This is a genomic window from Rhodomicrobium udaipurense JA643 (assembly GCF_000636015.1).
Taxonomy (GTDB): domain Bacteria; phylum Pseudomonadota; class Alphaproteobacteria; order Rhizobiales; family Rhodomicrobiaceae; genus Rhodomicrobium; species Rhodomicrobium udaipurense.
In genome coordinates, this window is sequence record NZ_JFZJ01000054.1 from 1 (window position 1) to 22,271 (window position 22,271).

Here is a 22,271-nt window from a genome sequence, read left to right on the forward strand (position 1 = left end):
TCGGGCGCGGCCGACGTGCTCGAAAAGCTTGGCGTGACGCTGAAAATGCCGGTCGAGCGGCACAAGCGCTGCTTCGAGCGCGCCGGACTGACGTTCCTCTGGGCGCCGACGCATCATCCCGCGATGCGCCACGCCGCGCCGGTTCGCGCCGCGCTCAAGCTGCGCACGATCTTCAACCTGCTTGGGCCCCTGACCAACCCGGCCAGTGCCAAACGCATGTTGATCGGGGCGTATTCCGAGGACTGGCTCCAGCCCATGGCGGAGGTGCTTCGACGCAACGGTGCGCATCATGTGTGGGCCGTGCACGGCGCCGACGGTATGGACGAACTTTCCACGACGGGCGCGAGCCGCGTGGTCGAACTCAAGAACGGCGCGTTCACCTCGTTCGACGTGCATCCTGGCGACGCTGGCCTGCCGGAAGCGCGGCTTGACGATCTCCAAGCCGGGACGCCGGAAGACGCGGCCATCGCGATGCGCGCGCTTCTTCGCGGCGAGCGCGGGCCCTTCCGCGACATCGTGCTTTTGAACGGAGCCGCCGCGTTCATCGTCGCGGGCCGCGCGGCCACCTTGCGCGAGGGTGCAGCGCTCGCCGCCGCTTCGATTGATGAAGGACACGCGGAAAAGGCGCTCGACGGGCTGATCGCCGCCAGCGCCGACACGCCCGACGCCGCCAATGACGACCGGCCGAACGCGGCCGTAACAGGATAAGCCATGAGCATTCTCGACCGCATCGTCGCCTACAAAAAAGAGGAAGTGGCCGTTGCGAAAGCGCAGGTTCCGCTTGCCGAGCTTGATGAGCGCGCCGCCGCCGCGCCCCGCGTCCGCGACTTCTTCGACGCCCTTTCGCGCCGCGTCGCCGTGGTTGAGCCCGCGCTGATCGCCGAGGTGAAGAAGGCCAGCCCGTCGCGTGGACTGATCCGCCCGGATTTCGACCCCGCCGCCATCGCGCGCGCCTATGAAGCGGGCGGCGCGAACTGCCTCTCGGTGCTGACGGACGGCCCCTCGTTTCAGGGCGCGCCCGCCTATCTCGTCGCCGCGCGCGAGGCGTGCTCGCTGCCGGTACTGCGCAAGGATTTCATGGTCGATCCCTATCAGGTGACAGAGGCGCGCGCGATGGGCGCGGACTGCATTCTCGTCATCATGGCCTGTACGAGCGACGCGCTGGCCGAGGAGTTGATAGCAGCCGCGAGCACGCAAAACATGGATGTGCTCGTCGAGGTGCATAACGAAGATGAACTCGGCCGCGCGCTCGCGCTCGATTCGTGGCTGATCGGCATCAACAACCGCGACCTCAACAGCTTTGAGACGCATCTCGAAACGACCGAAAGGCTGGCGCAGCTCATCCCTCCGGGGCGGATCATCGTTTCTGAAAGCGGCATTTTCGCTCCCGCCGACATTGCGAGGCTGATGCGCGAAGGCGCGGGCGCGTTCCTCGTCGGCGAAAGCCTCATGCGCCACGACGATGTCGAGGCCGCGACGCGCGCGCTGCTTGGGCGTTCGGCTCGCGGCGAAAGGCAGGCAGCCACCGCATGAGCGTGCTTTCCCATATCGATGGGAAGGGCGAGGCCGCAATGGTCGACGTCGCGGGCAAGGCTGAGACGGAGCGGACGGCGATCGCCGAAGGCTGGCTCGTAACGGCGCGGGAAACTCTGGCGCTGATCGAGGATGGCGCGATCGCAAAGGGCGACGTGCTGGCGGCCGCGCGCATCGCGGGCATCATGGCGGCGAAGCGCACGGCCGAACTCATCCCGCTGTGCCATCCGCTTTCGCTTACGAAGGTGAGTATCGGCTTCGACCTGCGCCCCGAGCGTCCGGGCGTTCACGTGGAGGCGCTCGCGAAGGCCACCGGCAAGACCGGCGTCGAGATGGAGGCGCTGACGGCGGTTTCGGTCGCGTGTCTCACGCTGTACGACATGCTGAAAGCCGCCGACAAGACGATGGTGATCGACGGCGTTCGCCTGCTGAAGAAGACCGGCGGGCGAAGTAGCGGCGGCTTCTGAGTCGGCCGGGACGACGCATCCCAAGCTCGGCGCAACGTCTCGCGCCGTAAATCAGCCCGCACAGATCGACCTGCGTTGAATTTGGCCTCGATTTGACGCAGATAAGCTGATCGACAACCGAAACTTGTAGCGTCTTGCCGCGTCTGATGCACGGCACGACGCTGTGCCGTCAAAGCCCTTCGCTCAAAAGCGCCAGTTGCACCGTGCCCGGCTTCATCCTGTAGAAGATGTGGCCGCCGATCTGGGTGATCTTGATAAGCTCATGCCGCCACGACGGGTGCACATAGGTCGCGTGGTAATGCGTGGCGTAGCCCACATCGTCGAGCCACACCTCGCCCGCGATGACCTGCTTCGCGAGCTTCACCGACGTCGCCCATTCGGCGCGTTCCTTTACGGTATTGCGCTTGCCGGTGCAGGTGAACGAGAACTGGCAGCCGGTACGCAGCCGTTCGCCCTGATAGACGACGCCGCAAATGGTTTTCGGATAGAACGGGCTTCTGATGCGGTTCATGACCACCTGCGCAACCGCGATCTGGCCCTTCACAGGTTCGTCGCGCGCCTCGAAATAGATCGCGGTGGCCATGCAGCGAAGTTCGCGCGCGCGGAATTCGTCTTCGGTGAGGCCGCCGAACAGTGTTTTCGGCTGCTCCGGCGAAAGGCTCGCGTTCTTGAGAAGCCCGGCCCACTGCGTGTTGCGTGATTCGACTGGCGGGGGAGGCGCCTCCATCGCGGCGGGCGCTTCCTCGCGCGGGGCGAACGCCGTCATGAACAGCGAGGCGCTCGCAAGCGCTGCCGTTTGCGCCGGATCGGGCGCCGCCTTCGCCGTGTCGAGGCGCAGGGGATCGGCCTTCATGCGGCGCGCAATCGTGTCGCTGCCCGCGGCCTTCAGCGCATAGGCGAATTTGTCGGCGCGCGGCCCTTTCTGGCTGTCGTAAAACAGGTGCGCGGCTTGCGGCGGGAGCGGCTCCGCCACCTCGGCTGTTTCGACGAGGGTAGGAGCGACCTGCGAAACGCCGGTCGTCGTCAGCATCGTCACGCGGTAATCGATGGCGCGGCGCACATCCGGATCGCGCCAAGCATAGCCGCCAACGGCGAAAATACCTGCGAGTAACGTATATACCGCAAGTTTCACGAAAGATCGACGTGCTTTCAAAGTAAGCGGAACGGGTCGCGGCGCTTCAACCGCGAACGCGGGTTTCCGGATGACCTCGAACTGCTGCTGGGGTCGTGAAACGAGCGCCCTGCTTTGCCCCTGATACCCGGTCATCGGACGGCTACTTCTCATCGACACTCCTACGCAACGCAGAACATAGCGCCAGAACGGTTAACAGGCCGTTAGGCAACTCGGTACAATTCGAGCGTTCTAGCTATAGCTTCGTTGGTGTCAAAATTGCGGAGGTGCTGCGCGGCGGGCTTTCAAGCGCCGTGAGACGGCGTGCGCAAAACGCGAAACTCGGCGGCAGCGCGCCGGATCGTGGTAAATGGTCGGTTATTCCAGTCGTTAAAAAATTCGCGTTCGGCAAGCGCCAGACCTTTGCGGCCGAATTCGGAAGCGATTTCGGTTTCGACCCAGTCGCGGGCTTTGACCGCGCGAAGGCGAGCGAGGCGGCCTCCGTCGCGAAGCCACGCCTCATGCCGGGCGAATGCCTCGAACAGCGGCGAGAGGCCCGCTCCGCTCGTGACCGATACGGAAAGACATTCCGGCGCCCACACGTCCGCATCGCGGTGCGACAGCGACAGCGCGCCCTTGAGATCCGAGAGCGCGCGGGTGGCCGCAGCGCCGATGTCGGCCTTCGTGACGACGGCGATATCCGGGATTTCAGCGATGCCCGCCTTCATGAACTGGAGCGAATCGCCTGAGGCGGGCTGGATGCACAGCACCACGGAATCCGACACGGATGTGATGTCCGTCTCGGACTGGCCCACGCCGACGCTTTCGATGATGACGCGGTCGTAGACGGCGCGGAGCAGGATCGCGGCGGGGTAGGCGATGTCGGCGAGACCGCCGAGGCGATTGCGCGCGGCAACGGAGCGGATGAACACGCCGTTGTCCTCGGGGTCGCTTCGCATGCGCACGCGGTCGCCCAGCAACGCGCCGCCGCTCGCGCGCGACGACGGGTCGACCGCAAGCACCGCGACCGTCTGACCGGCCTTACGCCAGCCCGCGATCAGCGCGTTGATCATCGTGGATTTGCCCGCGCCGGGCGGCCCGGTGATGCCTAGGGCGATGCCCTTCGGCTCCGCATAGGCCTTGTCGAGCAAGTCCGCCGCTGGTCCGGGATTGGCCTCGATAGCCGACAGCGCGGCGGCGACCTTTCCCTTGCCACCTTCGCGGATGGCGTCGAGCGTCGGAAAGAGTGAAGGCGCGGTCGCTGTCATGCGCTCATCCGGCGGGAGTGCCTTGCTATAGCGGGAGCGGATCAGCCCCCCGTTCGCCTCGGAGTTAACTCCCGCGCTGCTCCGTCGTCCATTGGCCGAAAGAGCAAGCGCGGGCTTTTTTGATCAGCGGTCTTCCAGGTTCTTGTTGCTGGCCTTCTTGCTCGCGATGGCGGCCTGCGCCGCTGCGAGGCGCGCCACAGGCACACGGAACGGCGAGCACGACACGTAGTCGAGGCCGATGGTCTCGCAGAACGCGATGGACGCCGGGTCGCCGCCATGCTCGCCGCAGATACCGAGCTTGAGCTTGTCGCGTGTCGCGCGGCCGCGCTCGGATGCGAGCTTCACGAGTTCGCCGACGCCGACCGTGTCGATGGAGACGAACGGATCGGCCGAATAGATCCCGGCCTTCAGATAATCGCCGAGGAACGCGCCCGAGTCGTCGCGGCTGATGCCGTAGGTCGTCTGCGTGAGGTCGTTCGTGCCGAAGGAGAAAAACTCCGCCGTTTCCGCGATCTCGCCCGCGCGAAGCGCCGCGCGCGGAAGCTCGATCATGGTGCCGACCTGGTAGTCGATCTTCGTGGCCGTGGCGAGCTGGACGTCATTCGCCACGCGGACGATGATGTCCTTGATGATGTCGAGTTCTTTCTTCGTGGCGATCAGCGGCACCATGATTTCCGGCACCACCGGTTTGCCGGTGCGCTTGCCGGCTTCGACGGCGGCCTCGAAGATGGCGGCGGCTTGCATCTCCGCGATTTCCGGATAGGTGATCGCGAGGCGGCAGCCGCGATGGCCGAGCATCGGGTTTTGCTCGGTCAACTGGTTGACGCGGGCGCGAAGCGTCGCCGGGTCGATATCGAGCGACTGCGCAAGCTCGACGATTTCCGTGTGGCCATGCGGCAGGAACTCGTGCAGCGGCGGATCGAGGAGTCGGATCGTGACGGGCAGGCCCTGCATGATCTCGAACAGTTCGATGAAGTCCTGACGCTGCATCGGCAGGATCTTCGCGAGCGCGGTGCGGCGGCCGTCGGTGTCGGTCGCGACGATCATCTCGCGCATCGCCATGATGCGGTCGGTGTCGAAGAACATGTGCTCGGTGCGGCAAAGGCCGATGCCCTCCGCGCCGAACTTGCGCGCCTGCTCGGCATCGCGCGGGGTGTCGGCGTTGGTGCGCACCTTCATGCGGCGCACGACGTCAGCCCATTCCATGAGCTTGGCGAAGTCGCCTGTGAGTTCCGGCTGACGCATCGCAACCTCGCCCTGGATCACCTGACCCGTCGAGCCGTCGATGGTGATGATGTCGCCTTCCTTCAGCGTGACGCCCGAGGCAGTCACCGTCTTCAGTTCGGCGTTGATGCGGAGCGCCGAAGCGCCCGAGACGCAGGGCCGTCCCATGCCGCGCGCAACCACGGCCGCGTGGCTCGTCATGCCGCCGCGCGCGGTGAGAATGCCCGCCGCCGCATGCATGCCGTGGATGTCTTCCGGGCTCGTCTCGTTGCGGACGAGGATGACGCTCTTGCCCAGCGCCTTCAGCTTCTCGGCGTCGTCCGGCGAGAACACGATTTCGCCCGAAGCCGCGCCTGGCGAGGCGGGCAGGCCGATGGTCAGGATGTTGCGCTTCGCCTTGGGGTCGATGGTGGGATGCAGAAGCTGGTCGAGCTGCGCCGCCTCGATGCGGCTGATGGCGTCCTCGCGGCTGATGAGGCCCTCGTTCGCCATGTCGACGGCGATCCTGAGCGCGGCCGGGGTGGTGCGCTTGCCATTACGACATTGCAGCATCCAGAGCTTGCCTTCCTGGATGGTGAACTCGATGTCCTGCATGTCGCGGTAGTGATTTTCGAGCGTATGACAGATCGCCACGAACTCCTTGAATGCCTCAGGCATCACGGTTTCGAGCGAAGGCTTGTCGCTGCCCGCCTCGACCCGCGCGACCTCTGTAATGTTCTGCGGGGTGCGGATGCCCGCCACCACGTCCTCGCCCTGCGCGTTCACGAGGAACTCGCCGTAGAGCCGCCCGTCGCCCGTGGACGGGTTGCGCGTGAAGGCGACGCCGGTCGCGCTTGTATCGCCGCGGTTGCCGAACACCATGGCCTGCACGTTAACCGCCGTGCCCCAGCTTTCCGGGATGTGGTTCAACTCGCGATACTTGATCGCGCGCGCGTTATTCCAGCTGTCGAACACAGCCGAGATGGCGCCCCAGAGCTGTTCTTCGATGTTCTGCGGGAACGGCTTGCCGAGCTTGCGCTGTACAACGGCCTTGTATTGCTCGATCAGCGTGCGCCAGTCGTCGGCGGTGATGTCGGTGTCGAGGTCGTAGCCGTTCTGATGCTTGTAGTGTTCGAGAATTTCCTCGAAGTTCTCGTGCTTCACGTCGAGCACGACGTTCGAATACATCTGGATGAAGCGGCGGTAGCTGTCATACGCGAAGCGGCGGTCGCCCGAGCGGATGGCGAGCCCCTCCACCGTCTCGTCGTTGAGGCCGAGATTGAGGATCGTGTCCATCATGCCGGGCATCGACGCGCGGCTGCCCGAGCGCACGGAAACGAGGAGCGGGTTTGTGGCGTCGCCGAGCGTTGCGCCGACCGTCTCGCCGATATAGCGCACGGACTCATCGACCTGATCCACGAGGCCTTCCGGCATCTTCTTGCCGTTGGCGTAATAGCCGTTGCAGACCTCGGTCGTGATCGTGAAGCCGGGCGGCACCGGCAAGCCGAGGTTCGACATCTCGGCGAGGTTGGCACCCTTGCCGCCCAGAAGCTCGCGCATCTCGGCCGAACCATCAGCCTTGCCAGCCCCGAAGCGGTAAACGAATTTTTGCGCGCCCGACATTTCATTGCTCCGATTTTCGCCGGCGGCTGTGCCTGAGCCGTCGCCAGATTGTCTTTCGCGTGACCCTGCCGCAGCCGTTTCCCCGCGGTTCCGTTGCCCATTCATGATCGTGGCGAAACTTTCTGCAAGGCGCAGATTGGTTTCAAGGATTTTCACGGTCATGTCTAGGGCAAGCTGGAGGGGGTGAAAGCTGGCCATGGATCAGCTCACGTCGTCTACATGATCATATGGTGCGGCTCCCGTTCCCCGAAAGCTATCTTGCTCGCGCGATCGGTGGCCCGGACGGACGCAGGCGAGGGCGAGGCAAGGTTGTGCAGCTGGGACAGGACGCATGTTCAAGCGTGGTAACATCCGAAGGCCGCTACCGCAAATGGTTAACCGTCATTTTTCGCGTGGCGCGGAAATCGTGATCGCGTTTAGCCGCGTTCTGTCCGCACCGCCTGCGGAAATGGCGGTCCGGTGGATCACCTTCTCGTTTCGCGCGCAATTCTACGACAAAGGGTCATCGTCGTCGGTTTGGTCAGCTTTACGGTCAACCACGAGACTATTGGCCCATATCGGCGCTTGCTCGCGCGAAACTGTTATAGAAACGGCCACTGGCAAGAAGATTAAAATTATAATTATTCTAATTTCAACCTTTAATTATGCGTTGACTTTTGGTTTCGTTACTATGTAGCTGTATTCATGGGCACATATTATTAACGCACGCGTCGCACTATCAAGATCGGAGGCCGCTCTTATGGGTTCGGAAGCGGAACCTCCACTGCGGTGAGTTTGACCATCTGATTGCCATCGCCGGCACTAACCGCAATGGATTCAATGAGTTGCTAGTGCTTGTCGGCGATACGCCTGTTTGAGCGCAGCCAGCAAGGTAAGTGAACGTATGCGCCAGAGCATAGCCTCGCGGCAGTACTACCCAGCCTTCGATGTCAGCGCGAAACCGTCCGGAGACAATCATGTCCTACGATGACACGCTTTCCAATCTCCTTCACGCCATGCGCCACGGCGACAAGCTTGTGGAGCAGCTTCTGCATGGTGCCCACGGGTCGCCGTTCGATCCCGTGGCGCAGGTTGGCCTTCTGGATCGCGCCACCGTTTCCGACCGGCGCTTCTGGACGGGTGCCGCCATCGGAGCCGCAGCCGTGCTGGTGGCGGCCGCCGTTCGCAACAAGAGAACGGTGACGATCATGGAGGATGATCCGAAGGCGCCGCTGTCTGACGGCGAGGGACGGCGGAGGTCGAACGGACGGTATTAAAGAGAATACCCAAGGAGAAAAATCATGTCGCATAAGCACCATCTTTCCGGCGAGGCTGCGGATGCGGCGCTTCGCTTCGGCGCTTTCGGCGCCCTCATAAGCGGCGGTATCGTTGCGGGCCAGTCCATATCGGCGACACAGCAGGGTGACAAGTCGGTCCCGCAGGCGGTCACGGATACTCTCGCCGCAGCGACGAAAGCCGGCATTGCGGCGGCGGTCGGCGGCGCGGCAGCCGCAGCGGTCGGCGGACACGGGTTTTCGCGCGTGGCATCTTTCCTTGCAGGCGCGGCGGCGGCGGCCTGGGTCATGTCGCCTCCAAGGCGCCCGACGTCGATCTCCGACGCTGCGCAAAACAGGGACGAACCTTCGTCGAAGAAGAGCGACGACATCATTCTCGCATCATCGTCGCAGGGTCCGAAGGGGGTCTGATCCCGCGCGTCCCGTCGCCATCGCACGAAAAATTCGGTCTTAGGCAGGAGACATTCATGAGCGACCACAACAACGAAAACAAGACGTACAACGCGCAAGGTCCGAACGCGGCACAGGCTCCGCAGGGGTGGTATCCGGGCTACCCGGCTCCGGGGTATGGCGCGCCTTATGGCCACCCCGGCTGGGGTCCGGCTCCGCAGGGTCAACCGCAGCCGCAGGAACCGGCCACCCAGCCGCAAGCGCCGGCCTGGTACGGTCCCGCTCCGGCCTATGGCCCGCATCCGTGGTACGGGCATCACCACCATCCGCATTTTGCGCCCTACGGTTACGGTTATGGCCCGCAAGCAGCGCCACAGCAGGAAGCCCCGGCGCAGCAGAAAACGAACGGCGGCTTTTTCTCGTCGGGCTTCGACATCCATAACGACGCGCTGGTCAAGGGCGTCGTGATCGGCGCGGGCCTGACATACCTTCTGACCAACGAGACGGTGCAGAAGAACCTGATCGGCGCGGCGGTGAAGCTCTGGTCGACGCTTCAGGGCGGGGTGGAAGAGGTGAAGGAGCGGTTCCGCGACGCCGAAGCCGAGATCCACACGGGGGACAACCACCAGTAATCGCCATCGATAATAGCGCCTTGTGCGGAAGCGGGGAGGCCCCCGCACCGTGCTCGTCGGGGGAAACGACGCATGACGATTCGCATTGTGCACGAGACGCCGACGCGGTTGCGGTTCCGGCTTACCGACGCCGCGACGATGGGGCCGCGTGTGGCGGCGAGCGTCGAATCGCTGCCGGGCGTCACCTCGGTCCGCGTTAACGCGCCCGCGAAAACCCTCGTCGTGCATCACGACGGGGAGCGGCGCACGCGCACCGGCATTCTCCGCGCCGTCAACCATCCCGCGCCGCCGGATGCCGTGCCGGTCGCAAGCGAGGACGAAGGCCCGGACCTTGGCCATGTGTTTGTCTCCGGTGGGATCCTCCTCGCGAGTTTCTTCCTGCCGCCGCCGCTCCGCGCGCTCATCTCGGCGGCGAATGTGGCGCCCGTGCTCGTGCGCGGCGCGCGCAAGCTCGCCAATCGCGGCGTGACCGTCGAAGTGCTCGACGCCATCGCGATCACGCTGCCCGCGTTCCGGCGCGACTGGCGCACCGCGAACTTCACGCGCTTCCTGCTCGACCTCGGCGGGCATATCGAGGCGAGCACGTCGGCGCGGTCGGATACGCTCTTGCGCAATCTCCTGAAGGCGCGCCCGGAAGCCGTGACCATCGAAACCGACGACGGCGCGCTCCGAAGCATCCCTTACGATGAGGTGACCGAAGGCGCGCGCGTAGTCGTCAACACGGGCGACCGCATCCCGGTGGATGGCGTCGTGCTCTCGGGCAATGCGTGGGTGAACCAGTCGGCCGTAACGGGCGAGAGCATGCCGATTCCGCGGGAGGAGGGGGACGAAGTGCTGTCCGGCTCCGTCGTGACCGAAGGCCGCCTCGTCATCGTGGCCGAGCGCGTCGGCGACACCACCACCACGGCGCGCATCTCCCGCTATATCCTCGACGGGCTGACCGATCCGACCGGCATCCAGAGCGAAAGCCATCGCCTCGCCGACCGCCGCGTGTTCATCACGCTCGCTTCGGGCGCGAGCGTCTTCGCCGCGACGCGCGACTGGCGGCGGCTCGAATCGGTGTTTCTCGTCGACTATTCCTGCGCGGTGAAATTCGGCACGCCCATCGCGGTCAAGTCGGCCATGTACCGCGCGGCGAAGGAGGGGTGCCTCATCAAGAGCGGGCGGTCGCTCGAAACCGTGGGCTCGGTCGATACGGTCGTCTTCGACAAGACGGGCACGCTCACGCACAATACGCTGGAAGTTACGGATATTCACCGTCCGACCGACTCGGATCTCGATGACGCGGCGCTTCTCGCGCTCGTCGCGTCGCTCGCCGAGCACACGAGCCATCCCGTCGCCGCGGCCGTGGTGGATGTCGCGCGCCGCCGCCATCTTGCGCATATCAGCCACGAAGAGGTGGATTTTCTCGTCGGCCACGGCATCGGCTCGCACGTCAAGGGCCAGACGATCCGCATCGGCTCGCGTCACTATCTCGAAGAGCACGAAGGCGTCTCTTTCGCGGGCGCGGAAGCGATCATCGAGCGGCTGGCGGGGGCGGGCAAATCCATGTTGTTCGTCGCGGCGGAAGGGCGGCTCATCGGCGTCATCGGCCTTCGCGACAGGCTTCGCGAGGAGGCGCTGCCCGTGCTGCGCCAGCTCCGCGAGAACGGCGTGAAGTCGATCATCATGATTACCGGCGACCACGAGGCGAAGGCGAAGCAGATCGGCCAGATCCTCGAACTCGACCGCGTCTATCACGACCAGAAGCCCGAGGATAAGGCGAGCATCGTCGAGGCGCTGAAGGCGGAAGGCCGCGTCGTCGCATTTGTCGGCGACGGTGTGAACGACGGCCCGGCGCTGATGGCCGCCCATGTCGGCATCGCCATGCCGCGCGCCGCAGACATCGCCCGCGCGACCGCCGACATTCTACTGCTCGACGACCGGCTCGACGGTCTGGCCAAGCTGCGCGGCCTCTCCGGCGAGACGCTGAAGCTCATCCGCTCGAATTTCCGCGCGTCGGTCGCCATCAACTCCGCGATCATGGCGCTCGCGGTGCTCGGCAAGCTGTCGCCCATCGCGACGGCCTTTCTGCACAACGGCACCACCATCGGCATTCTTTTGCGCGCGCTCGCTTCGAACAAGCTCCCGGCAAAGCCTGCCGCCGCTCGCCTTGCGCCGCTGCGGAAGCTGCCTGCGCCTTCACGTCATTCCACGATGAACTGAACGGGGGCGGAGAACCGGCGCACTTGCCTTACCTCGTGACCGGGTGCGCAAGCCCGCCGCCAGCAACTAGCCGATCGGATTGCAATACAATCCGATCGGAACGATCTTCAAATGGCTGCTACCGTCGATGTCGGATCACTACGAGCCGCGGTGCCAGATTTTGGCGCTTTTCACGTCGACCGCCTTCGGCAACAACTGCTCCTTGAAGAAGGTGTCGGCGATGATCTGCTGATCGACGAGGTTGTTCGTGGTGGGCAGACGCACATCGTAGCTGCGGCGGCCGTTCGCCTGCTCGATGATCTTCGTATCGAGGCCCCAGATCGGCTTCAGAAGCTCGGCGGCGGCCTGCGGATTGTCCTTCACCCACTTTCCGGCGGCGTGAAGCTCATCGAAGATGACCGCGAGCACGTCGGGACGCGCGGTGGCGAAAGCCGTCGAGGCGAGATAGTAGCGTTGATAGAGCGCCACGTCCTTGCCGTCCGCCAGCACGCGCGCGCCAGCCTGAATCTCACCGGCCGAAAGATAGGGATCCCACGTCACCCACGCATCGACGCTGCCCCGCTCGAAAGCCGCGCGGCAATCCGCTTGCCCCAGATAGACCGGCTGGATGTCCTTGAAGGTCAGCCCCGCCTTTGCCAGCGTCGCAAGGAGCAGATAATGGCCGCCCGTGCCCTTGGTGAGTGCAACCCGCTTGCCCTTGAGCTCGGCTGGCGATTTCAATTCCGAAGCGGCGGGAATGAGGATCGCCTGCGCGGTCGGCGACGGTGCTTCTTGCGCAACATAGATCATATTTGCGCCAGCGGCTTGCGCGAGCTTGCCTTAGGTCGTCTTCAGCACGGTGATCAGCGTCGACGATTTTTGGAAACCGATGCGCACGGTATCTGGCTTGTCTTCGGCAGCTGCCGGTGCCTGCCATCCGAAGACGACGCAGGAAGCGGCAAGCAGCAGGGATCTCAGGAAATGCATGAGTCTAAACCTCCTTCAGGATGCGGGCTTTGATTTCGGCCGATTTCGGATCGATGTGCTCGCGCCTCGGCCGGGGCAGGTCGATAGGAATATCGAGCGCGATGTGCCCCTCGCGCAGCACGAGGACGCGGTCTGCAAGCGCCACGGCCTCGGCGACGTCGTGGGTGATGAGGATCGTCGTAAAACGGTTCTCCTGCCAGAGACGCTCGGTGAGCTTGTGCATCTCAAGGCGGGTGAGCGCGTCGAGCGCGCCGAAAGGCTCATCGAGGAGCAGCACCCCGGGCCGCGAAACGAGCGCGCGGGCGAGTGCGACGCGCTGGCGCTGACCACCGGACAGCACGGCGGGCCAGTCGTTTTCGCGGCCTGCGAGGCCGACGTCTTCGAGCGCCGCACGCGCTGTCTCTTTCCAATCCTTGCCGCGCGCTACGCCGACATTTCCGATCACCGTTTGCCAGGGCAGGAGCCGTGCATCCTGAAAAAGCAGTCGAACCGACGGTTGAAGGCCACAAACAACCTCGCCGCCGATCACGACACTGCCGGAGGTCGGCAGGTCGAGGCCTGCCACGAGCCGCAGAATGGTGGTCTTTCCCCCACCGGAGCGGCCGACAATGGCGACGAACTGCCCCCTCGGGATGTCGAGCGTGACGCCCTTCAGCACCTTGAGGCTGCCAAAGGAGCGCGTCACGCTGTCGAGCCTCAGTGGCAAGCCGATGCCGCCGCGCCTTGGCTCGTCGGTCGTCTCGGTCATCGTGGTGGCGGTATCGTCGCCTTGCGGTTTCGAGAGCGGAAGAAGCGTCATGCGGTCCTGCCTTTCACTTGGTATGCGGGATGCCAGGACAGGAGGCGACGTTCGAGGGCTCGCGTCAGCACATCGGCCAGCTTGCCCAGAAGCGCGTAGATCAGGATGCCAAGCACCACGACGTCGGTTTGCAGAAATTCACGCGCGTTCATCGTCATGTAGCCGATGCCGCTCGACGCAGAGATGGTCTCCGCGACAATGAGGGTCAGCCACATGATGCCGAGCGCGTAGCGAAGCCCGACCATGACCGAGGACATTGCGCCCGGAAGAATGACGCGGCGAAACAGGGCGAACGGCCCGAGCCCGTAGACCTTCGCCATTTCGATCAGCCCCTTATCGACGGTCCGAATGCCATGATAGGTGTTCAGATACATCGGGAACATCACGCCGATAGCCACGAGGAAGACCTTCGCCTCCTCGTCGATGCCGAACCAGATGATCACCAGCGGGATCATCGCCAGATGCGGGACATTGCGGAGCATTTGCAGCGAGGAGTCGATCAGCACCTCGGCGGGCCGCAGGACGCCGCATAGGACGCCGAGGAAGAAGCCTGCGCCGCCGCCGATCATGAGGCCCTGGAGCGCGCGCTGTGCGCTGATGCCGACATGCTCGAACAGCGTCCCGTCCCAGATCGCCGCCCAGAACGCCGCGGCCACTTGACTTGGCGCGGGTAGCACGCGCTGCGACACGATCCCCGCGTTGCAGGCGATTTCCCATGCGACGACGAGGAGCACCGGAAGCGCCCATGGAGCCAATGACGTCCCTACTCGAGACAAGAAGCCTTGCCGCATCACAAAACGCTCACACTGTTGATCGAGGTTGAAAGGTCCGAAGGAGGCGCCCTGAAGCGCTTCAACTGAGGCTAGTGCTTTGACGCATATATTTGGTCCCTCTTGCTGCATGCTCTCAGGCAAGCGTGTGCGCCTCAAGAGTGCCAGCAAATACTTGAATCTATTGCAATTTCGAAGCCGCCATTTGATGGCGATGCCACCAGCGGGTGCGAAGTTTCATTAGTTCTGATTGAGCGCATTGAGGCGCGTTCGGGCTCGCTGGTCGCCGAGTTCATCGGCCTTGCGATACCAGGCAACGGCCTTCGCCTCGTCCGGCTGAAGCCCCTTCACATACAGTTGCCCGAGCACGATTGGATCATAAGTCTCGCCAATGGCGATAGCGGCATCCGGATCGCCTTTCAGCGCGAGGACTTCGAAAATGGCACGGGCGCCCGCGATGTCGCCGGTCTTGAAGCGCTCGCGCGCCTTGTCGAAGAGGGCGTTTTCGCCAGCCGAGCGCTCATACGCGGCGCGTGGGCGGGGCTGTCCCGCCGACGTGAACACGCCGGACCCGGCAGGCTTTGCAGAGATGGTGACGCTTGCCGTGAGCGTCAGGGGAGGCTTCTCATTCGTGCGGACGCGCGTCACGGCGATCTGGAACCGGCGCGAAAACGCCTCGGGCGCAAGGATAGCCAGCGAGGTAAGCTCTTTCCGGCGCACGAGCCAGATATCGTCCTGGGGCGAGCCGCTCGACAGTTTCACCTCGGGCGGCAGGCCCGTAATGGCGAATAAATCTTCCGGCGAGCCCACGCTTTGGGGCCTGATGCCGAGGGCGATGGTTTGCCCTGCTTGCCCCACGACATCGGACACAGTGAACTCTGTCGGCGCAGCCTGCACCATCTTCGTCCGCGAGGGGTGCCGGTCTTCCTTCAGGTCTGCGTCAAGCGAGGCTGTGGTTCCGGCCAGCCCTTGCGGTGCCAGCAGGCTTCCCGCCACCAAGATGCCGGCTGTCAAAGTTCCAGCCAAAGGTTTCCACGTGCCCACGTCCCACCGACCTCGTTGGCTTTTTTCCGCTTTTTCTACGGTCGAAATTTCATTTCTTTTTCGAGTACCAAGCCATGAATTGCTGGAAGAGTGCCTCCCGCTCTTCCTTGGAAATCGCGTTCCCGGCGACTTGGCGCGTCTTCAGGAAGGTGTCGAAATCGGTCTTCACCCGCCCGCCTGTCGAGGCGTCGGCCTCCTTGTGACCGTCGAGCCACTGCTGCGCTGCCTTGAAGCGTGTCCAGCCGGGCACCTCGTAAGCGATGTTGATCTCTTTCCACTTCGCATGGCGACCGGGCCCTTGAAACTTCGCAATATTGTCGAAGAACTTGGCCACGAACTTCGCCACACGCGTATAGCGTTCAGAGTTCGCAGGCCAGTTGTAGACGACGAGAAGCATGCTTCCCGCGATTGTTGGGACTGGCCGGTCGTTCGCGATCAGTTGCGGGTAGTATTCGTTCTTGAGAAGCGCGGGCGAATACGTCTTTAGAAGCTCGCTGTAACGCTCCGCCCCCACGCTGTCGGCGTCGATCGACAGGAAATGGAATCCGTCGTCGCCCTTGAAGCCAGAGAACGCGTTGTGCGGCGCGCCGGCGTAACGGACCATCGCGTCGATGTCGCCGGATTTGAGCCGCGCGCCCGCTTCTTCCTGATCGTAATAGGTCGGCACCACGTTGATTTGCGCCGCCTTGAAGACGGCGTTGCAGGCGATCTCGGTCGAGCTCAGCTTCTTGAAGAAATTGACTTTCCTGCCTTCGAGATCGGCGAAAGTCTTGATTTCCCTTCGCGCCAGGACCTGGAACTCGGAATTCGCGAGCTTGGTGATGTAGTGGATGCGCTGCTCGACATTCGCGAAAACCGCAGGGTCTTTAATGCGTGCCTGCGAAATATCGTCGGCCTCGACAACGCCCATGTCGACGCCCTTGAGCAAAAGCACGTCGATCGCATTCTGTCCACCGCCGCGCCCGAGTATCGGCAGCACGCGGAGACCGCCCGGCACGTTCGGTTCGTCGACGACGTTCTGGATGTCTTCCGCGAGGCGTGTATACGGGCTGGCCGTGCCCGATCCCATGATGGTTACAACGCTCTCATTCGCCAGCTTTTTCCGCTCCTGATAGGCAGAAAACGGGCTTTCAGCGGTTGCGGGTAATATCGATATCGCGCAACCAAATAAAACTGCGAGATATACGCATCGTGTCGTCTGCTTTTTGAAATAACTCATCGGCCACTCTCGCTTTTTTGCCTATATCATGGCCGACTTTGTCCAAATTGCGGCATCTTCTTTGCGATTGTAATGATCACGCTGACGCAACCTTTGTTATATCTTAGATGTATGCAATATATCTCGAATTGAGTACCGTTTTCGTTCGGTTTTTCTATCGTATCGCCTGCGGATGTAATAGAAATGCTTTCAGGCTCAGTGTTCGATGTCGAAAATTGCCGAAAATGCGCTCGTCTACGAAAGCCCAGCGACTGTATACAAAAAAGCACGCCGCATCGCTTGGAGCGAGGGCGTGCGTTGCGACCTTACATTTGTTTCCCGGCGACGGGTTGGCCAGAAATTTTCCGCCATATCAACGCGATATGGCGCGCGCGTCGTGAACAAAGAGCTCGTTCCGATCTGACTGCAACGCAATCCGATCCGGTAAAACGGTCTCTCTTTCTGAATCAGAGACGGGACGCCACCGCCTCGGCAATGTCCCTGGGCAGATCGGTGACGGCCACGCCCGCCGCTTCCAGCGCGCTCCGCTTCGAGTTGTAGGTGCCGCGATGGCCCGTCACGATGGCCCCGGCGTGGCCCATCGTCCGGCCGGAAGGCGCGGAACGCCCCGCGATGAACGCGACGACGGGCTTCTTCATTCCGCGCGCGTACTCCGCCGCTTCCTCTTCCATGGTGCCGCCGATCTCGCCGACGATCACCACGGCGTCGGTCCCGGCGTCCAGGTCGAGCGCTTCCAGCGCCTCTCGCGTGCTGGTGCCGATGACCGGATCGCCGCCGATGCCGATGAACGCCGACTGTCCGAGGCCCGCGCGCGTCAGGTTCAGGCAGACGAGCGTGCCGAGGCTTCCGCTGCGGGAGATGACACCGACGCGGCCCGGCTGAAAGATGTTCGGGTTGTGTCCCGGCATGATGCCTGCGAAGCCCTCGCCCGGGGTCACGATGCCTGCCGTGTTCGGCCCGACGATCCGCGCGCCGTGCGCCTTTGCCGCCGCGTGCATGGTCAGTACGTCCTGAAGCGGGATATGTTCCGTCAACACCACGAGCGTTTTCGCGCCCGCCTCGATTGCGTCGAGCGCGGCATCCTTGGCGGCTGCGGGCGGAATGAACATCAGAGCGAGATCGAAAGGCGCGGCCTCCATCGCGGCGCGCGCCGAGGCGAACACGGGCACGCCGACATGTTCAGTGCCCGCGTGCTTCGGATTGACGCCGCCGATAACCTGCGTCCCGCAACCGATCATCTTTTCCGTCCAGAACGTGCCTTGCTTGCCGGTGATCCCCTGCACAAGCACCCGTGTCTCTTTGCGAACGATCATCGCGCTGCCTCCACCGCGGCTTTAACCGCATCTTCCATGAAGTCGAAGGGCTCGATGCCAAGCCGCTCGCGGACAAGCGCCACCGCCTCGTCCTCGCCCGTGCCGTGGATCGAGAAAAAAACCGGGATGTCGGGCTTCAGCGCTTCCCATGCCGCGACGACGCCCTCCGCCATGACATCCGTGCGCGCAAACGCGCCGCAGAAATTCACCACGAGGCTCTTCACGCCCTGATGCGCGAGCACGATCTTCAACGCGGCTTCGGCCTTGGTGTAGGCTTCTCCGCCGATCTCCTGAAAGTTCGCGGGCGTCCCGCCGAGACGACTTACCGTGTCCATGGTGGTCATGGTCAGGCCCGCGCCGTTGGCGAGAAGGGCGACGTTGCCCGAAAGCTCGATATATTTGAGGCCAGCCTCGGCGGCGAGGCGTTCAAGATCGGTCAGCGGCTCGGGCACGGAGGCCTTCGCAAGCTCGGGCTGGCGGCTCGCTGCGGCGGGATCGAGCGTGAACTTGCAGTCGAGCGCGACCGCCCGGCCATCGTCAAGCACGGCGAGCGGGTTGATTTCGAGAAGCGCTGCGTCATGTGCGCGAAACGCGTCGTAGAGCTTTACGAGCACCGGCGCGAGCACGGCGTCATGCGGCGCCCCTTCGACGAGCGCGGCGGCTTCCTCTTCGCTGAATCCCTTCAGCACGTCGACGGTCGCCCGCCGGATCGCGGCCGGGTTCGCTTCCGCAAGCTCCTCGATATCCATGCCGCCCTCCTCGGAGAACAGCACCATCGGGGCGCGACCCGCCGCATCCGGCAGCACGGCGGCGTAATATTCCTTCGCGATGTTCGCTTTCTCCTCCAGCAGCACAGCCGATACGCGGTGTCCCGCGATGCAGGTGCCGAGCAGCGAGCGCGCTGCGTCGTGAGCCTCGTGCGCGTTGGTGACGACAACGATGCCGCCGGACTTGCCGCGCTTGCCCGCCGGAACTTGTGCCTTCGCCACGCAGGGGCGGCGCAGCACTTCGAAAGCTTCGCGTGCTTCGTCCGGGGTATGGCACACGATGCCTTGCGGGATCGCAATCCCGCCGTTCCGCAGAACGAGATGTTTCGCGGCATGCTCTAGCAGGTTCATCTTTGCCCCTATCGTCCGTATTTTGCCCAGTGCGGCCCAAACAGGTCTTCCTCGCTCGGCCGATCTTCGGGGATCGGCGTCACGAGATGCGTGATGTTCAGGAAGTGCCGGTAATTCAGGTTTTCCGAGATCGAATTCTTCTGCCAGCTTCCGCAGCCCATGCTGAGCGTAAAGGGCAGGCCGTTGTCGAAGCTGCCGCCATTACCGAAGGTGTGGGCGAAATTCACAAGCACACGTACCACGTCGAGTTCGGCGGCGAGTTCGCGCGCGCGGTCGAGGTTTTTGGTATGGATGCCCATGGAGTGCCCGCGCCCCTGATAGTCGAGAATGCTGCGGACGATTTCTTTCGCGTGGACGAACTCCCTCGCCCGATAGACGGTGAGCACGAGCGACAGTTTCTCGCCCGATAGAGGGAAATCGCGGCCGACGCCGGTTTCTTCCACGAGAAGGAAACGCGCCGCCTCCGCCTGCACCGGCAGACCGAAGGCGCGGGCGAGCAACGCGGCGTCCTTCGCGATCAGATGCCGGTTCAGCTTCCCGCCCTGCCAGAGCGTAGCCTCGATGCCAGGCTTCTTGTCCGGCGGAACGAGATAAGCGCCCGTGCGCTCCAGCGCTGCGATGGCCTCGTCATAGACGGCATCGAGAATTACGACCGCGTTTTCCGACGAGCAGGAGGTCGAGTTGTCGAACGTCTTCGAAGCCGCGATTTTCATCGCCGCCGCGTCGAGATCGGCGGTTTCGTCGATGATGACCGGCACGTTGCCCGCGCCAACGCCGATGGCGGGCGTGCCGCTCGAATAGCCGCGCCTCACGTTATCCTGCGAGCCAGTGATGACCACAAGGTCGACCGCTTCCATCAGCGCCTGGGTCAGTTCCTTTGTCACAGGCGCGGGCACGATCTGCACCAGATCCGCCGGGAGGCCGATGCGCGAAAGCTCCGCCCGTATGAACTCGACGGTGCGTGCGGTCGTCCGGTAGCCCAGCGGCGACGGCGCGATGATGATTGCGTTGCGGCCCTTGATCGCCATCATCGCCTTGTTGACGGGGGTGGCGCCGGGATTGGTGGAGGGCGTCACCGCACCGATCACACCGATTGGCTTCGCATATTTCACGATGCCCTGAGCGCGGTCTGCCTCTACGATGCCGACTGATTTCGCGCGCAGCAGATCGCGGAGCGTGCCGAACGTCTTGCGTTGTTTCTTGGTGATCTTGTCCGGCACATTGCCGAGGCCCGTATCCTCGACGGCGAGCGCTGCAAGCTCGCGCGCATGTTCGGGCTTGTAGATCGCCCAGGCCATGGCGCGCACCGCTTCGTCCACGCGGGCCTGATCGCTAGTCCCGAAAAGCTCCTGCGCCGCCCGCGCGCCTTTCATCAAACTGTTCATGTCGGCCCGCTTGCCCGCGCCGGTCGGCTCGTTCACAACCCCACTCATAACTTCCCCCACACGCAGTTTCCTGGTCGCTCCCCGTTCCGGGCGCGCGCTTTCTTCTATGCCGCATGACTCGCCCGGACCGCTGTGAGGATAGGAACGGGATGGAGCAAAACTGAGGCTGACCTACGCTCAATCCCCGCCACATTGGCAAATGCCATCTCTCGGCCTGCGCGCCAGTTTCGCATACGCCGTTCCAGCGCGCGCCGGATATCGGGATTGAGGCCGTGATGCCGCCGCCGGATCTCGTCGCCTCAAGACAACGAACGCGCCGTTCCGGAAGCTTGTGGAAGGAAACGAAGGCGGGAATCGGGTTGAAGCGCGAGCAGCGGACGACGCCGAGCCGATCACTGCCGCGACTGAGCAACGTTTACGAGATTCGTGCACAGCTTCGCCAAGTCAATTAGAAGTACATCCAAGCTATAGGGCAGGTTGAACGAAATCAGCGGACCCAAGCACTATTATGTCTGCAACCATTTCATATTATGGGTTGCATTAGAAGTTGCCATTTTCCAATGAATTCGTAGATTATGCAGCACCTTGGAAGGCATTCTGGTGATCCGATCACTCAAAGAGTCAACAATTAATAGTTGTAAATGGGATACGTCGATCCGGGATTTGCAGCCTATAATTGCATTAGTAGTTGCCGAGATTGAACGGACTCGGCAAATCTGGCGCCGAGCGTGGGGGAACGCAACGGAGGTAAAAATGCTCACCATGGCTTTTAGGCGAAGAATAGCATTTTGGGGGCGTGTGCTTGCAAGCGCCTCAGTTTTGACGATAGGAGCGGCTGCTAACGCAGCTACCCTGTCCTATGTCGAAGGCGCGGTATCGGTTAATCGCGGCAACGGCTATGTGCCGGCCGGCGCGGGTACCTTCCTGGCGCCCGGTGACCGCATACGCGTCAGTGCGGGTTCAGCTGACATCGCCTATGAAAACGGGTGCGTTGCGAAAGTGGGTGCTGGCCAGACAACGGTCGTCCCCTCTACGCCTCCATCCTGCGGGGAAAGCTCTGTCCAGCCGGAGACCGTGGACACGGTGGGTATAGGCATCGGGGTTGGTGTTTTTGCTGGAGGTTTGGGCGTCGGAGCTATCCTGGCTAATACGAGCAGTGACGGGGGTATCTCCTCTTTTAGCCCGTAGTCGCGTTGGTTGACTATGGTAGCAATTCGGCCTGAGAGCCGCCGTCCTTGCGGCCGGATGTTATGCGTCCTGCGCCATCCGGCGGTCCTCAGGCGAAACCGGTCGAGCGACGGCGCGTGCCACGGGACAAGCCGATGGTCGAGCTTTGCCGAAGAGGCGCTCGGTGCCTTGGTTGACCGGAACGGCCGGTGGGACTGCGAGAAGACCGGAAGCCTTCGCTGATTGCGAACGGCTCCCCGAGATCCCCTCGCTGCCGGTCGCCCAAGGTCACGCGATCGCACAGCAGCATAAGGCACATTGCGTATCGAGTATCGTCGCCAAACCCGAGCGACCGCTCATCGCTATGCTGGGTACGAGAAGCGTCGAGAGCAGCAAGACGCTCCTTGCCCGAGATGCAGAACCTTTAAGACCATACCAAATCTTGGCTATTCTCTCAAATCGCTTGTTCCTTCACCGGCCACAAGGCTTACCACCGCTACCCGGGGGCACCGTCTTATCGTCGGCATCGATGCGTTTGGCGGCGAAGAATGATCTCGGATCGCCTTGAAAAGGGCGAAGGCTCGCCGCGCAAGCTTCGCGCATTGCGGGAGAGGGGATCGAGTCGCAGTTGTTCGGATAGGTGCCCGGCGCTTCTGGCGCGCGTCGCGAAGAGGAGCGCGGCAAGTCTCGCCGATGGTGGGAGCGATCCGGCTGCCGGGTTCGTGCGCAGGCATAGCGGGCGTTCCGCACGGCTGACGGTTGTTCGATGGGCGCGTTCTCCATT

The 22,271-nt window shown here is 63.2% G+C and carries 19 protein-coding genes and 1 pseudogene; 7 read left to right on the forward strand and 13 right to left on the reverse strand.

What is annotated here, in order from left to right; all coding sequences use genetic code 11:
- The 3 genes from trpD to moaC all read left to right on the forward strand — a co-directional run.
- Nucleotides 1–708, forward strand: a 708-nt coding sequence (gene trpD / locus T281_RS09450) for an anthranilate phosphoribosyltransferase (protein WP_037237804.1), incomplete at its 5' end; no start/stop codon positions are given.
- Between the two features lie 3 nt (nucleotides 709–711).
- On the forward strand, nucleotides 712–1,533 hold the full coding sequence (gene trpC / locus T281_RS09455; RefSeq protein WP_037237806.1) for an indole-3-glycerol phosphate synthase TrpC: 822 nt from the start codon (nucleotides 712–714) through the stop codon (nucleotides 1,531–1,533).
- Entirely contained in the window at nucleotides 1,530–2,000 is a 471-nt protein-coding gene (gene moaC, locus T281_RS09460; RefSeq protein ID WP_037237809.1) for a cyclic pyranopterin monophosphate synthase MoaC, read from the forward strand. The genes trpC and moaC overlap by 4 nt, the downstream gene beginning before the upstream one ends.
- A gap of 169 nt (nucleotides 2,001–2,169) precedes the next feature.
- Here the strand turns inward: moaC and T281_RS17715 are convergent, their stop codons facing one another.
- The 3 genes from T281_RS17715 to ppdK form a co-directional block, all read right to left on the reverse strand.
- Nucleotides 2,170–3,132 (reverse strand): cell wall hydrolase, encoded by a 963-nt coding sequence (locus T281_RS17715; protein ID WP_052037319.1) that lies wholly within the window; start codon nucleotides 3,130–3,132, stop codon nucleotides 2,170–2,172.
- A gap of 284 nt (nucleotides 3,133–3,416) precedes the next feature.
- Nucleotides 3,417–4,379, reverse strand: a complete 963-nt coding sequence (locus tag T281_RS09470) for an ArgK/MeaB family GTPase (protein WP_037237812.1) — start codon at nucleotides 4,377–4,379, stop codon at nucleotides 3,417–3,419.
- 123 nt (nucleotides 4,380–4,502) lie between these two features.
- Nucleotides 4,503–7,205: a pyruvate, phosphate dikinase gene (ppdK, locus tag T281_RS09475; protein ID WP_037237835.1), complete on the reverse strand. Its 2,703-nt coding sequence runs from the start codon at nucleotides 7,203–7,205 to the stop codon at nucleotides 4,503–4,505.
- Nucleotides 7,206–8,161: 956 nt separating this feature from the next.
- On the opposite strand from ppdK, the gene T281_RS09480 reads away from it, so the two are divergent.
- The 4 genes from T281_RS09480 to T281_RS09495 all read left to right on the forward strand — a co-directional run bounded on the left by T281_RS09480 (nucleotide 8,162) and on the right by T281_RS09495 (nucleotide 11,706).
- Complete coding sequence (locus T281_RS09480) at nucleotides 8,162–8,461, forward strand: hypothetical protein (protein WP_037237814.1); 300 nt, start codon at nucleotides 8,162–8,164, stop codon at nucleotides 8,459–8,461.
- A gap of 24 nt (nucleotides 8,462–8,485) precedes the next feature.
- Nucleotides 8,486–8,890 carry a magnetosome protein MamC family protein gene (locus T281_RS09485; RefSeq protein WP_037237816.1) on the forward strand — a complete coding sequence of 135 codons (405 nt, stop codon included), beginning with the start codon at nucleotides 8,486–8,488 and terminating at the stop codon, nucleotides 8,888–8,890.
- 56 nt (nucleotides 8,891–8,946) lie between these two features.
- The gene (locus tag T281_RS09490; protein ID WP_052037320.1) at nucleotides 8,947–9,501 is read left to right on the forward strand and encodes a hypothetical protein; all 555 of its coding nucleotides are present in this window, start codon (nucleotides 8,947–8,949) and stop codon (nucleotides 9,499–9,501) included.
- A gap of 72 nt (nucleotides 9,502–9,573) precedes the next feature.
- Entirely contained in the window at nucleotides 9,574–11,706 is a 2,133-nt protein-coding gene (locus tag T281_RS09495) for a heavy metal translocating P-type ATPase (RefSeq protein ID WP_037237819.1), read from the forward strand.
- Between the two features lie 138 nt (nucleotides 11,707–11,844).
- Here T281_RS09495 and T281_RS09500 read toward each other — a convergent pair.
- From T281_RS09500 to sauS, 10 genes and pseudogenes are all read right to left on the reverse strand, one after another.
- Nucleotides 11,845–12,507 (reverse strand): annotated as a pseudogene (locus T281_RS09500) (ABC transporter substrate-binding protein); the annotation flags it as partial.
- 18 nt (nucleotides 12,508–12,525) lie between these two features.
- Nucleotides 12,526–12,672, reverse strand: a complete 147-nt coding sequence (locus T281_RS19525) for a hypothetical protein (RefSeq protein WP_245269203.1) — start codon at nucleotides 12,670–12,672, stop codon at nucleotides 12,526–12,528.
- A gap of 4 nt (nucleotides 12,673–12,676) precedes the next feature.
- Nucleotides 12,677–13,471: an ABC transporter ATP-binding protein gene (locus tag T281_RS09505; RefSeq protein ID WP_245269204.1), complete on the reverse strand. Its 795-nt coding sequence runs from the start codon at nucleotides 13,469–13,471 to the stop codon at nucleotides 12,677–12,679.
- A complete protein-coding gene (gene ssuC, locus T281_RS09510; RefSeq protein WP_037237821.1) occupies nucleotides 13,468–14,262 on the reverse strand; it encodes an aliphatic sulfonate ABC transporter permease SsuC in 795 nt (264 codons plus the stop codon). Before ssuC ends, T281_RS09505 begins: the two co-directional genes overlap by 4 nt.
- A gap of 219 nt (nucleotides 14,263–14,481) precedes the next feature.
- Nucleotides 14,482–15,255 carry an SEL1-like repeat protein gene (locus tag T281_RS17720; protein ID WP_155955185.1) on the reverse strand — a complete coding sequence of 258 codons (774 nt, stop codon included), beginning with the start codon at nucleotides 15,253–15,255 and terminating at the stop codon, nucleotides 14,482–14,484.
- Between the two features lie 79 nt (nucleotides 15,256–15,334).
- Nucleotides 15,335–16,354: a TAXI family TRAP transporter solute-binding subunit gene (locus T281_RS09520; RefSeq protein WP_037237823.1), complete on the reverse strand. Its 1,020-nt coding sequence runs from the start codon at nucleotides 16,352–16,354 to the stop codon at nucleotides 15,335–15,337.
- Nucleotides 16,355–16,415: 61 nt separating this feature from the next.
- On the reverse strand, nucleotides 16,416–16,550 hold the full coding sequence (locus T281_RS19730) for a hypothetical protein (RefSeq protein WP_276324625.1): 135 nt from the start codon (nucleotides 16,548–16,550) through the stop codon (nucleotides 16,416–16,418).
- Nucleotides 16,551–16,950: 400 nt separating this feature from the next.
- Nucleotides 16,951–17,817 (reverse strand): succinate--CoA ligase subunit alpha, encoded by an 867-nt coding sequence (gene sucD, locus T281_RS09530; protein WP_037237827.1) that lies wholly within the window; start codon nucleotides 17,815–17,817, stop codon nucleotides 16,951–16,953.
- Nucleotides 17,814–18,935, reverse strand: a complete 1,122-nt coding sequence (locus tag T281_RS09535) for a succinate--CoA ligase subunit beta (protein ID WP_037237829.1) — start codon at nucleotides 18,933–18,935, stop codon at nucleotides 17,814–17,816. Before T281_RS09535 ends, sucD begins: the two co-directional genes overlap by 4 nt.
- A gap of 8 nt (nucleotides 18,936–18,943) precedes the next feature.
- Nucleotides 18,944–20,368, reverse strand: coding sequence for an acylating sulfoacetaldehyde dehydrogenase (gene sauS / locus T281_RS09540; protein WP_037237831.1), 1,425 nt, complete (start codon nucleotides 20,366–20,368; stop codon nucleotides 18,944–18,946).
- Between the last annotated feature and the right edge of the window lie 1,903 nt (nucleotides 20,369–22,271).